This window comes from Bordetella genomosp. 13 (assembly GCF_007679965.1).
Classification (GTDB): Bacteria; Pseudomonadota; Gammaproteobacteria; order Burkholderiales; family Burkholderiaceae_B; genus Bordetella.
Genome location: NZ_VEHL01000002.1, coordinates 384904 through 397383 on the forward strand (window position 1 = coordinate 384904; position 12480 = coordinate 397383).

At 69.4% G+C, this 12480-nt stretch carries 11 protein-coding genes; 6 read left to right on the forward strand and 5 right to left on the reverse strand.

The window, feature by feature from the left end:
* Nucleotides 1-142: 142 nt before the first annotated feature.
* On the reverse strand, nucleotides 143-1309 hold the full coding sequence (locus tag FS845_RS07660; RefSeq protein ID WP_144632237.1) for an MFS transporter: 1167 nt from the start codon (nucleotides 1307-1309) through the stop codon (nucleotides 143-145).
* Nucleotides 1310-1413: 104 nt separating this feature from the next.
* On the opposite strand from FS845_RS07660, the gene FS845_RS07665 reads away from it, so the two are divergent.
* Nucleotides 1414-2295 carry a LysR family transcriptional regulator gene (locus tag FS845_RS07665; RefSeq protein ID WP_144632240.1) on the forward strand — a complete coding sequence of 294 codons (882 nt, stop codon included), beginning with the start codon at nucleotides 1414-1416 and terminating at the stop codon, nucleotides 2293-2295.
* A 12-nt stretch (nucleotides 2296-2307) separates the two neighbouring features.
* Here the strand turns inward: FS845_RS07665 and FS845_RS07670 are convergent, their stop codons facing one another.
* From FS845_RS07670 to FS845_RS07680, 3 genes are all read right to left on the reverse strand, one after another.
* Nucleotides 2308-3645, reverse strand: coding sequence for an NAD(P)H-dependent oxidoreductase (locus tag FS845_RS07670; RefSeq protein WP_144632245.1), 1338 nt, complete (start codon nucleotides 3643-3645; stop codon nucleotides 2308-2310).
* On the reverse strand, nucleotides 3642-4517 hold the full coding sequence (locus tag FS845_RS07675; protein WP_144632248.1) for a phytanoyl-CoA dioxygenase family protein: 876 nt from the start codon (nucleotides 4515-4517) through the stop codon (nucleotides 3642-3644). The genes FS845_RS07670 and FS845_RS07675 overlap by 4 nt, the downstream gene beginning before the upstream one ends.
* A 224-nt stretch (nucleotides 4518-4741) precedes the next feature.
* A complete protein-coding gene (locus tag FS845_RS07680) occupies nucleotides 4742-5416 on the reverse strand; it encodes a GntR family transcriptional regulator (RefSeq protein ID WP_144632251.1) in 675 nt (224 codons plus the stop codon).
* A 143-nt stretch (nucleotides 5417-5559) separates the two neighbouring features.
* Between FS845_RS07680 and FS845_RS07685 the strand changes: the two genes are divergently transcribed.
* Nucleotides 5560-6384, forward strand: a complete 825-nt coding sequence (locus FS845_RS07685; RefSeq protein ID WP_144632254.1) for a TauD/TfdA dioxygenase family protein — start codon at nucleotides 5560-5562, stop codon at nucleotides 6382-6384.
* Between the two features lie 102 nt (nucleotides 6385-6486).
* Here the strand turns inward: FS845_RS07685 and FS845_RS07690 are convergent, their stop codons facing one another.
* A complete protein-coding gene (locus FS845_RS07690) occupies nucleotides 6487-7047 on the reverse strand; it encodes a 5'-3'-deoxyribonucleotidase (RefSeq protein ID WP_144632257.1) in 561 nt (186 codons plus the stop codon).
* A gap of 287 nt (nucleotides 7048-7334) precedes the next feature.
* Between FS845_RS07690 and FS845_RS07695 the strand changes: the two genes are divergently transcribed.
* The 4 genes from FS845_RS07695 (at nucleotide 7335) to FS845_RS07710 (ending at nucleotide 12479) form a co-directional block, all read left to right on the forward strand.
* A complete protein-coding gene (locus tag FS845_RS07695) occupies nucleotides 7335-7841 on the forward strand; it encodes a sigma-70 family RNA polymerase sigma factor (RefSeq protein ID WP_144632260.1) in 507 nt (168 codons plus the stop codon).
* Between the two features lie 5 nt (nucleotides 7842-7846).
* Entirely contained in the window at nucleotides 7847-8854 is a 1008-nt protein-coding gene (locus tag FS845_RS07700; protein WP_260986202.1) for a FecR domain-containing protein, read from the forward strand.
* An 87-nt stretch (nucleotides 8855-8941) separates the two neighbouring features.
* Nucleotides 8942-11323 (forward strand): TonB-dependent siderophore receptor, encoded by a 2382-nt coding sequence (locus tag FS845_RS07705; RefSeq protein ID WP_260986203.1) that lies wholly within the window; start codon nucleotides 8942-8944, stop codon nucleotides 11321-11323.
* Between the two features lie 10 nt (nucleotides 11324-11333).
* Nucleotides 11334-12479 carry a PepSY-associated TM helix domain-containing protein gene (locus FS845_RS07710; RefSeq protein WP_144632265.1) on the forward strand — a complete coding sequence of 382 codons (1146 nt, stop codon included), beginning with the start codon at nucleotides 11334-11336 and terminating at the stop codon, nucleotides 12477-12479.
* The last annotated feature ends 1 nt before the right edge of the window (nucleotide 12480 follow it).

Below are 12480 nucleotides of genomic sequence, written 5' to 3' on the forward strand. Positions count from 1 at the left end.
GCGGCCGGCGCGCCGCGTGGGGCGCCTTCATTTCTTATGCCTTCCGTGACGACGCCCGGTCGTGCCGGGCGTCTTTGCGTCACAGGGTCGAACCATTGTATGCGTGTCGTATCCCCTCGGCACGTCGTGCCGTGGCGCGCGGTCAGATCGCGGCGTGCAGCGCCGGGCTGACGCGGTCGCGCCGCCAGCTGTACAGCGCCACCAGCAATCCGCTGCCCGTGACCGCGGCGGCCACCAGCGGCGTGCTGCCCAGGCCGGGGCCATGGTCGATCGCCAGGCCGCCCAGCCACGCGCCCGCGGCATTGCCCAGGTTGAACGCGGCGATGTTGAAGGCCGACGCCAGGTTGGGGGCGCCGCCGGCCTGTTCCAGCACGCGCATCTGCAGCGGCGGCACGGTGGCGAAGGCTGCCGCGCCCAGCACGCCGACGGTGATCACGGCCAGCACCTTGTCGTGCACGGTGAAGGTGAACAGCACCAGCACGGCGGCCAGCACGGCCAGGCTGCCGATCAGCGTGGGCATCAGCCGGCGGTCGGCCAGGCGGCCGCCCAGCGTGTTGCCGGCCACCAGGCCCACGCCGAACAGCAGCAGGATGGGCGACACCGCGCCTTCCGGAAAGCCCGACAGCTTCGTCAGCAGCGGCGAGATGTAGGTGAAGGCCGTGAACACGCCGCCGAAGCCCAGCACGGTCATCAGGAAGCCCAGCATCACCTGCGGACGGGCCAGGGCGCGCAGTTCGCCCTTCAGGTCGCTCTGGTGCGTGCCGCGGCTGGCGGGCACCAGGGCGGCGATGGCGATGAAGGCCACCACGCCGATGGCCGTCACGGCCCAGAACGTCGAGCGCCAACCCCAGGCCTGCCCCAGCCAGGTGCCAAAGGGCACGCCCAGCACGTTGGCCAGCGTCAGGCCGGTGAACATCAGCGCGATGGCGGAGGCCTGCTTGTCGGCGCGCACCAGGCTGGTGGCGACCACCGAGCCCACGCCGAAGAAGGCGCCGTGCGCCAGCGAGGTCAGCACGCGCGCGGCCATCAGCCAGCCGTAGTCGGGCGCCAGCGCACACGCCAGGTTGCCGGCGATGAAGATCACCATCAGTGCCAGCAGCAGCGTCTTGCGCGGCAATTTGGTGGTCAGGATGGCCACCGGCGGCGCGCCCACGGTGACGCCCAGCGCATAGCCGGTCACCAGCAGGCCTGCGCTGGACAGGGTGACGTCGAGGCTGGCCCCGACCTGGGGAAGCAGCCCCATGATGACGAATTCCGTGGTGCCGATGCCGAAGGCCCCCACGGCGAGCGCCCAAAGCGCGATAGGCATGATGTCGAACTCCAGATGAAGGATTGGATGCCCGGCATTGTGCGCCGCATGATCTTTGAGAAAAAGCGCTCTAAACTCACAGGACTTATGTTCCGGAGGCAAAAATGGCCCTCAATTCAGATGCCTTGCGGGTGTTCCTTGCGGTAGTGGACACCGGCAGCATGAGCGCGGCGGCCGAATTCCTGGGACAGACGGCCTCGGGTGTCAGCCGGGCGCTGGCGCGGCTGGAGGAACAGCTGGGCGTGACGCTGCTGACGCGCACCACGCGCCGCATGGAGCTGACCGAGGAGGGCCTGCAGTTCCAGCAGAAGGCGCGCGGCATCGTGGGCGCGCTGGACGAGGCCGAGGAATGCATGCGCATCCGGCACCAGCAGCCGGCCGGCCGGCTGCGCGTGGACGCGTCGGCGCCGGTGATCCTGCATTGCATCGTGCCCCACGTGGCCGATTTCCACGAACGCTATCCGGCCATCCAGCTGGAGCTGACCAGCAACGACCGCATCGTCGACCTGGTCGAGCACCGCACCGACCTGGCAATCCGCGCGGGCGCGCTGGGCGATTCGTCGCTGCACGCGCGGCCGTTCCGGCCTTCAAGGCTGTACCTGGTCGCCAGCCCCGCCTACATCGAGAGGCACGGTCGCCCGCGCAACGTTGCCGCGCTGGCGCAGCACATGCTGCTGGGCTTCACGCAGCCCGAATCGCTGAACAACTGGCCGGTGCGGCACGAAGGCGGCAACAGCTATCCCATCGTGCCCGGCATGGCCGCGTCCAGCGGCGAGACCCTGCGCAGCCTGGCGCTGGCCGGCGTGGGCATTACGTGCCTGTCGGAGTTCATGACGCGCGCGGATCTCGAAGCAGGGCGGCTGGTGAAGGTGCTGGATGCGGCCGACAATGGCTATCGCCAGCCGCTGCATGCGGTGTACTACCGGAACACGCAGCTGGCGCGCAGGATCGCGTGCTTCCTGGATTTTTTGTCGGAGCGGATGTAGGAGGCGAAATCGTCAACCGAACGTCTGCTCCATCTCCCTCCTGAACCGCACCGCCATCGCGTTGTCGTCGAACTCGACGTCGTCCCAGCGCACCGCCTGGCCCTGCTTCACGGCGTGCTTCAGTTGCACCTTGTGCGCCAGGCCCAACGGCAGGTAGCCGTCGCCCACCGACACGCGCGCCGGAACCAGTTGCCCGTACACCGTGTAGCCGCCTTCGCCGTCCAGCTCCTGGCCGGCCTGCAGGTTGCGCTTGGCCGTGGCCACCACGTCGCCGTGCCAGCCGGCGGGCGATCCGGTGGGCTCGCGGCGCAGCCCGACGCTGGCCACGCTGATGCCCAGCTCCAGCCCGATCAGGTGGTAGGGCTTGTACATGGCCGTGTAGTTGCCGCCGGGGTCGGTGATCAGGCCGTACTCGTTGAAGCAGCGCCGGACGTAGTCGCTGTCGCCCGCCAGCGTGACGTAGACGCCCCAGCGCAGGTCGCGGAACACCGGGCGTCCGTCGCGCTCCAGCGACGAGATCACCTCGACCTGGCCGCGATGGTGCAGGATGCCGCCGTCTTCGCGCGGCCGCAGCACGCGCGCCAGGTCGTCCACGCCGCACGGCGGAAAATGCAGGCCGGTGGGCGAGGGCGCCAGCCCCGTCGCGTTGGCCACGGCGGCCATCTCGATGGCGCTCTTGGTGCCGTCCAGGAAGCTGTTGAACATCTGCGCGTTGAAGTCGCCCGCGGCCACCATCTCGTCGGTGAAGCCGTAGTACGGCCACACGGTGTCCGGCGTGGATGTGTGGAACTCGGGCAGGTACTTGGTGCCCTTGCCGGCCGCCACGACCTCGAAGCCGCTGGTGCGCGCCCAGTCGACCATCTCGCAGATCAGGGCCGGCTGGTCGCCATAGGCCAGCGAATACACGATGCCCGCTTCGCGCGCGCGCTTGGCCAGCAAGGGGCCGGCCAGCGCATCGGCCTCCACGTTGACCATGATGATGTGCTTGCCGTGCTCGCAGCAGGCCAGCACGTGGCGGATGCCGGCGGCGGGATTGCCGGTGGCGTCGATGACGATTTCCACGCCGGGGTCGGCGATCACCGCCTCTGCATCGTCGCTGAAGTAGACCTTGCGCGACTTCACGGCTTCGTGGACGCTGCCGGCGTTCAACGCGGCGGCCGGCCAGCCGACCTTGGTGAGGGCGGCGCGCGCGCGGTCGGGCGCCAGGTCGGCCACGGCCACCAGCCGCATGCCGGGCGTGCGCTGCGCCTGGCTGAGGAACATCGAACCGAACTTGCCGGCGCCGATGAGCGCCACGCGCAGCGGCTTGTCGTCGGCTTCGCGTTGCTTGAGCATGCGGTGCAGATTCATTGAACGGCCTCCTCGAGGGGTTCCAGCGACGTGCGAGCGGCCGCCGGCGGCGTGCCGTGCTGCCAGGGCAAGTCCACAGGATAGTCCTTTCGCAGGCAGTCGTCCGGCAGGCATTCGATGGGCGTGAAGTCGCGGTGCGCGATCCATTCCACGCGCTTGTGGCGCCGGATGTGATTGGAGAGCGCGCACAGGCTCAGGTAGACGCTGACGCGGTTCCACGGGCTGAGGTTCGACGTGGATGCGTGCACCAGACACGAGTGGAACAGCAGCATCGATCCCGCCGGCCCCTTGGGCGCGACGATGCCGCCCTCGCGTCCGCCGGCCTTGTCCACCAGCGTGCGGATGTTGCCGTTGTTGATGGTCCACAGCGGATAGCTGGTGGTGGTCAAGTCATGGCCGGCCTCCAGCACGCCCATGCGATGGCTGCCGGGGATGAACATCAGCGGGCCGTTGAACTCGTTGACCTCGTCCAGGAAGATCGCCACGTTCATGGCGCGCGGCGTGGGCATCAGGTCGTCGTTCAGCCAGGTGCCGTAGTCCTGGTGCCATTGCCAGACGTCGCCGTCGAAGGCGTTCTTGCCGTTGATCTTGAACTGGTGCATGTACACCTGCTCGCCGAACAGCTGTTCCACCGGCCGCACCATGCGCGGGTGGCGCGCCAGGCGCGCGAACGGGCCGCTGTACATATGCGCCGCGAAGTTGGTGCGTACCGCGCCGCCGTTCTTCTCGCGCACGTTCTCGGGGCGGTCCTGCGCGTACAGGCGCGGCACCTCGTCGGTCAGCTTGGAGATCTCCTCGGGGGAGAACAGGGCGGGAAAGAACAGGTAGCCGTCCCGTTCGAATTGATCGAGTTGCGCTTGGGTCAGTTGCATCGTCGTCTCCGGATGACAGGCCGGCTGGCGCCGGCTTCTGAAAGCGCCGGCACGCCGGCCGGCTGGTGGGGATGCTGTCTGCTGCGGGGAACTGCGAAGACTGCGGGTGTCGCGGATGCTGCGGGTGCTTCGGGGAACTGCGGGCGGTGATGCCGTGGTGCCGCGGATGCCGCGATGGAATGTCTGCCGATGCGCGCGGCGCGGCGAAGGGCGTCGCGCCGGCTTCAAGCCGCCGAGCGCTGCTCCAGCCGCGGCATCAATCCTTCGGCGGCGCGCACCGCGTGCTCGCGCGCCAGCCGGGCGGCGAGCTTCGCGTCGCCCGCGTTGATGGCGGCCACGATGGCGGCGTGCTCGTCCCACACGCCGGCGCGCACGGCCGCGGGTTCCAGCACGGCGGACATCACGCGTTCCAGGTGGCCCCATTGCGGCTCCATCAGCGCGGCCACCAGGCGGTTGCCCGAGGCCTCGTAGATGGCGCGATGCAGTTGCGTGTCGGCGGCGATGAGCGCTGGCATGCGGGCGCGGCGCAGGGCGGCGTGGCCGCGTTCGACCAGCGCATCCGGCAGCGCGGGCGCCTCGCCGGCCTGGATGCGTTCTGCGGCAAGCCGCGCCGCCAGCGCGTCCACCTCGGCGCGCAGCTGGTAGAACTCCTGCACCAGCTGCGGGTCCAGCGGCGCCACCTGCAGCGTGCCGCGCCCATCCGCGCGCACGGCCAGGCCGTCGCGCTCCAGCTGCGCCAGGGCCTGCAGCACGGGCTGGCGCGAGATGCCGAAGCGGGCGGCCAGGTCTTCCTGGCCCAGGCGCGAACCCGGCGCCAGCGTTCCGCCGATGACGGCTTCGCGCAGTTCCAGGTAGACGGTCTGCACCAGGTCGCCCGGGGTGGGCAGCGGCTTCAGCATGGCGGTCTCCCAACCGTTTTCTGTATTCAGAATACAGAAAGACCGTATCCGCGTCACGCTGCGGCGCGACATGGATGCACCAGACCGCACTAGAATGACGATTCAGCGCACGGCGATGCGCGACACCGGATTCGGAGACGACGTTGGACATCAAGAAAATCGCGGGCGCCCTGGGCGCCGAGATCTCGGGTGTGGACCTGACCCAGCCGCTGCGCGGCGAACAGGCGGCCCAGGTGCGCCGGGCGCTGCTCGATCATCAGGTCATCTTCCTGCGCGGACAGGACCTCACGCCCGCGCAGTTCCTCGACTTCGCCTCCGTCATGGGCGAGCCCATCGAGTACCCTTTCGTGAAGGGGCTCGACGGCTACCCGCAGATCATCGAGGTGAAGAAGCTGGAGCACGAGCGCAGCAATTTCGGCGGCGTCTGGCATTCCGACACCACCTATCTGCAAGAGCCGCCCATGGGCTCGATGCTGCTGTCGCGCGAGATCCCGCCCTATGGCGGCGACACCCTGTTCGCCAACCAGTACCTGGCCTACGAGGCGTTGTCCGACACCATGAAGCGCCTGCTGGACGGCCTGGTGGGCATCAGCACCTCGGCCAAGGCGGACGTGTCGCGCACGCGCGAAGACCGCATCAAGAGCGACGGCAAGGAAGGCGCGCCGCAACAATACCAGGCCGAGCATCCCCTGGTGCGCACGCATCCCGAAACGGGGCGCAAGGCGCTGTACCTGAACACGGCGCACACGGCCGGCATCAAGGGCCTGACCGACGAGGAAAGCGCTCCGCTGCTGCAGTTCCTGTTCCAGCACCAGATCAAGCCGGAGTTCACCTGTCGCTTTGCCTGGACGCCCAACGCCATCGCGTTCTGGGACAACCGCTGCGCCATGCACAACCCGGTCAACGACTATCACGGCTTTCGGCGGGTGATGCACCGGATCACGCTGCGGGGCGACAGGCCGGCATAGCGGTTGCGCGGGTGGCGCGACGGCCCTGGCGCGCGTAGCGTCGAAGCGCCAGCGCGCGGCACGCGCCCGCGCCGCGTCGTGCGCGCGATGCCGACGCGGAGGTCAGCCGTCCGACGCGTACAGCTCGCCCGCCAGCACGTTGCGCCAATTGGCCCACGTCAGGCGGGGACGGCCGGTCTCCTGGCGGTTGTAGGGCGCGTCGTAGATGACATGGCGCCAGCGCGGCCGTGCGGCGCCCTCGATGCGCGGCCGGTCGTCGATCAGCAGATCGCCCTGTACCAGCGTCTTGTCGCGCGTCAGGATCAGGCGCTCGGTGGCGGGGCGGCCCAGGTGGCGCTCGACCCACTGGTACTTTTCCGCCACGCAGTTCTCGTACTGGCGCAGCGGCGACGAACAGATGCGCACGTCCATGCCCAGCGCCAGCAGTTCGCGGAACGCCTCGATGGCGCCCGGCACGGGCGGCAGGCCGGCGATGAAGCCGGGGGCGGTGTAGATCGCCTCGGCCTGCGCGCGCAGTTCGGGCGGATAGTCTTCCAGCAGGTGGAAGGACTTGCGGTCCGCGAATTCGACGGGAGGGATGTCCGCATACCGCTCGCGCCACGCGGCAAGGAACGCGTGTTCGAAATCGGCCAGCACGCCGTCCTGGTCCAGCAAAATCAGCATGATCGGGGCACCTCGTAAGTCGGGACAGGCGGGGCGATTGTGCCACGGCGGCCGCTTGCCGCGGGACCGGGCATGGTGCCGGCGGCATCCCGCTGGAAACCATCCCCTTCCTGCCTTCCGGCGGCGCTGCAGTCCGGCCGTGCCCAACCCATTCTTCGGGCCTTGTCGATACGGCCTCTTAAAAAACCGCCACCGCTCAGAAATGCTTATTGCTATCATTTGCGGTTTCGGCTCGCGCCTGGCCGTCGTCGTGCGCATCGCCTCGTCCTGACCGCCCCGAGGACACCGTGTCTTCCGCTCCCGTTCCCGCCGCATCGCTCCAAGCCCTGTACGAAGGCAATCATGGTTGGCTGCACCAATGGCTGCGCCGCCGGCTCGGTTGCGGCGACGACGCGGCGGACCTGGCGCAGGACACCTTCGTGCGCGTGCTGCTCAAGCCCGACGAACTGCCCGGCGTGCGCGAACCGCGCGCCTATCTGGTCACCATCGCCCGCGGGCTGATCAACGACCTGTGGCGGCGCCGGTCGCTGGAAAGCGCCTGGCTGGACGCCGTGGCCGCGCTGCCCGCGCAGACCGCGCCATCCCCCGAGGAACAACTGGCCATGTGGCAGGCCCTGCAGGCGCTGGACCGCATGCTGGCCGGCCTGGCGCCCAAGGCGCGCGAGGTCTTCGTGCTGTCGCAGCTGGAAGGCCTGAGCTATGCGCAGATCGCCGAGCGGGTGGGCTTGAGCGAACGCACCATCAAGCGCTACATGGCCGATGGTTTCGCGCATTGCCTGGCGCTGATGGACTGAACGGCATGATGCATCGCCAGCCTTCCGCGCCGATGGATCCCGGCGTGATCCGCCAGGCCGCCCGCTGGCTGGCCCTGCTGCATTCGGGTCATGCGGGGCCTGCGGATCACGAGGCCTGCCGACGCTGGCGGCAGGCCGAAGTGGCTCACGAACAGGCCTGGCAGAAAGCCGAGCGCCTGAGCCTGCAGTTCGGCGCCGTGCCCGCCGCGCTGGGCGTGCCCGTGCTGGCGCGCCAGGCGCGCACCAATCGCCGCGCAGCCCTCAAGACCCTGGCCCTGCTGGGCGGCACGCTGTCCGCCGGATGGCTGGGCTATCGCCGGGCCCCATGGCAGGAATGGTCCTCCGATTACCGCACCGCCATCGGCGAAAGCCGCGAGCTGGTGCTGGACGACGGCAGCCGGCTGGCCATGAACACGGGCACCGCGCTGGACGTGCGCTATTCCCCCGGCGAACGGCTGGTGCGGCTGCAGCAGGGCGAGATCTACGTGCAGACCGCGCGCGATGCCGGCGCGCGGCCCTTCTTCGTGCAGACCCGCCATGGCCGGCTGCGCGCCCTGGGCACGCGCTTCGTGGTGCGGCAGCTGGGCGGCGATGGGGACGCCACCTGTATCGAGGTGCTGGAGCATCGCGTCGAGATTTCGCCGCAGGGCGGGGCACGCTCCGTGGTGCTGGATGCCGGCCAGCGGGCCTGTTTCACCGCCGCCGCCATCGAGGCCCCGCGCGCCGTTGCGCCCGCCACGTCCACTGCGCCCTCCGACGCGGACGCGGCGCCGGGCTGGACGCGCGGCGTGATGTATGCCGATCGGACCCGGCTGGGCGACTTCCTGCAGGAGCTGTCGCGCTATCGCTCCGGCATCGTGCGATGCGACCCGGCCGTGGCCGGCCTGCGCCTGTCCGGGGCGTTCCAGTTGGCCGATACCGACCGGGTGCTGGACATCGTCGAGCAGACGCTGCCGGTGCGCGTGGTGCGCCGCACGCCGTACTGGATCACCGTGCTGCCGCGCTCGGGCTGACTTTTACAATTTTCCGTGTCCCTTTCGACGCCGCTCGTTCGGCATTGCCTCCGAACGAATCAACCGCGCACGCAAAGGAAAGGGAACGTGGCATTGCAATCCAAGCAAATCAAGGCGCGCCTGGCCGCGGCCGTGGCGCTGACGCTGTCGGCCGCGGGGTACGCGCCCAGCGTCCTGGCCCAGCAGGCTGCCGCCGCGCCGCAGGCCCAGGCCCGCGACTATGCCGTGGCCGCGGGTTCCCTGGCCGATGCCCTGTCCGCCTTCGCCGGCCAGGCCGGCATCACGCTGTCGTTCCGTCCGGAGCAGACCGACGGCCACGCCAGCGAGGGACTGCGCGGCAGCTACACCGTGGCGCAAGGGCTTGCGCAACTGCTGCAGGGCAGCGGCCTGCGCGCGGTGCCGCATGCCGACAATGGCTATGTCCTGCAGGGCAATGCGCCGGCGTCCGCCGTGCCGGCCGCGCCCGCCGCGGCGGGCGGCGGCGCGTCCACGCTGGAGGCTATCCAGGTCAGCGGCAGCTGGCTGGGCACCGGCCTGGAGAACAGCGTGCGCAGCTTCGGCGGCGCGCGCACGCTGGTGCAGCGCAATGAGATCGAGCAGAGCGGCGCGACCAGCGTGTCCGACGTGCTGCGCCGGGTGCCCGGCGTGCAGATCAACGGCAGTACCAGCGCGGCAGGCAGTTCGGTGGGCCTGCACGTGGGCGTGCGCGGCCTGTCGGGGCGCAACTCGTCGCGCTCGACGATGCTGCTGGACGGCATTCCGCTGGCCATGGCGCCCTATGGCCAGCCCAATCTGGTGATGGCCCCGGTCAGCCTGGCCAACATCGATTCCATCGACGTGGTGCGCGGCGGCGGCGCGGTGCGCTATGGCCCGCAGAACGTGGGCGGCATCATCAACTTCAAGACGCGCGCCATTCCCACCGAGCCGGGACTGACGGGCGATGCCTCGCTGCGCTACAACCTGTTCGGCGAAGGCGGCGGCAATACGCAGTACAGCACCTTCCTGGGCAGCCAGCTGGACAACGGCTTCGGCCTGGCGCTGCTGTATTCGGGCATGGACGGCCGGCAATGGCGGGATGGCAGCGACGACCAGTACAACGACCTGGCGCTGAAGTGGCGCTACGAGCTGACGCCCTCGTCCGAGGTGTATGGCAAGTTCTCGTACTACGACGTGAAGTCCATGACGCCGGGCGGCCTGACGCGGGAGCAGTATCGCGACGATCCCTTCCAGAACACGCGTCCCACCGATTACTGGAAGGGCGAGCGCAAGGGCCTGGACGTCGGCTACCTGAACACGATCTCGGACACGCAGGAGTTCGAGGTGCGCGCCTACCGCTACAACAGTTCGCGCGAAAGCTCGCTGATCAACGTGGCGGCGGGCCGCAACGACTTCCAGCCGCGCGACAACCACGTCACGGGCATCGAGCCGCGCTACACGCAGCGCTTCGAACTGGGTTCCACCACGCATGACGTGACGGTGGGCTACCGCTACATCCGCGAGACCGGCGAGGACAAGCGCTACAACACGCTGCTGTCCAGCGGACGGGCCAATCCCGCCACGGTGTTCGTCAACGGCACGCGCGCGCATTCGTTCTACATCGACGACCGCATCGCGTATGGCTCGTGGCGCGTCACGCCGGGCGTGCGCTACGAGCGCATCGACAGCGACCGCCACCAGCAGGGCACCGACGACGAACCGTTCGAGCAGCGCAACCGCAAGGCGCTGCCGTCGCTGAACATCGCCTACCTGGTCAACCCCAACCTGACGCTGTACACGAACTACAACACCTCCTTCGGCGCGGTGCAGTACACGCAGCTGAACTCGATGTCGGCCACCAACCCGCTGCGCCCCGAGATCGCCAAGACGGTCGAGGCCGGCACGCGCTGGTCGGGCAAGCAGATGCATGCCGAGTTCACGGTGTTCAACCTGCGCTTCGACAACCAGATCCTGTCCATCCCGGGCACCAATCCCGCCGTGTTCCGCAACCTCGGAGCGACGCAGCACAACGGCGTGGAGTTCGCCTGGGACTACGACTTCGACAAGGAGGGGCCGTTGGCGGGCTTCAACGTGTATGCCAACTACACGTACACGCGCGCCATTCAGAAATCCGGCGAGGACGAGGGCAAGGAAGTGCCGTTCAACTCGCGCCAGACCGGCACGCTGGGCGCGCGATATGCGCTGCGCGCGTGGGCCTTCGACCTCTCCACCACGATGCAGAGCGGCAATTACACCGACGCCGCCAACACCCGGGACGAATCGGCGGACGCCATCACCGGCCGCGTGCCGGGCTTCTCGATCTGGAACTTCCAGGCCAGCTGGCAGATTCCGAACGCAGCGGGCAGCAGCATCGTGGCCGGCGTGAACAACCTGTTCGACAACCGCTACTACACGCGCAACATCGACAGCGACGGCGGCCGCATGGTCGGCGCGCCGCGCATGTTCTACGTGCAGACGCGCCTGGCGTTCTGAACGGCGCACGATGCAGCGCCTGCGCGCCCTGTGGCTGACGTGCCACCGCTGGACGGCCCTGACGCTGGGCTGGCTGCTGATCCTGGCCGGCCTGACCGGCGCGCTGCTGGTCGTGGCGCGGCCGCTGGACGAATGGGCGCACCCGGGGTATTTCGTGGCGCACCGCGAGGTGGCGCAGGGCTACCTGGCGCGGGGCGATGCCGCGCATGCCGATGCCGCGCGAGGCGCCGTGCCGCTGGACGCCGTGCGCGCGTCCATCCAGGCCGAATTCGGCGCTGACGCCGGCATGACGCTGCGTCCACCGCGCCAGGCGGGCGAAACCTTGCAGGTGCTGGTGCGCGGCGCCTGGCGCGGCACGGTCTACCTGGATCCCGCCACTGGCGCGGAACAAGGCCGGCGCGGCGAGGACGAAGGCTTCGTCAACACGCTGTTCCGCCTGCACAGCGCATTGCTGATGGAGTCGACCGGCAAGGCCGTGCTGGCCTGGGCATCATTGGCCTATCTGGCCCTGCTGGCCACCGGCCTGGTGCTGTGGTGGCCGAAGCGCTGGCCGCCGTCGTTGCGTATCGAATTGCGCAAGGGCCTGCTGCGCGGACTGTTCGACGTGCATCGCACGGGCGGCGCCGTGCTGGGCCTGGTGCTGGCCGTGTCGGTCGCCACCGGCGCCTTCATGGCATGGCGGCCGATAGGCGCGTGGATCAATGCGCTGGCGGGTTCCACGCCCGCCGCCGTGCCGGCGCTGCGCGGCGAGCCCGCCGATGCACTGCCGCTGGACGTGCTGGTGGCGCGCGCCCAGGCCGTCTATCCCGATGGGCAGGTGGGGTACGTCATGTTGGCGCCGCAGCCGCACCGGCCGGTGCGGATACGCATGCGCGTGGCGGGCGAGCCGCACCCCAACGGCATGTCCACGATCTGGCTGGACCCGCGCGACGGCACGGTCCTGTCGGCCCGACGCTGGGACGAGATGGACGTGGCCGTGCGCCTGAACACCGTCATCTATCCGCTGCATACCGGCGAGCTGGGCGGCGTGCCGCTGCAGGCGGTGACGGCGCTGGCGGGACTGGCGCTGGGTGTGCTGGGTATCAGCGGCGCGTGGCTGTGGTGGCGGCGCCTGCGGGCGCGCCGTATCGCCCGCGCGGCAGGGCGGCGCGGATAGA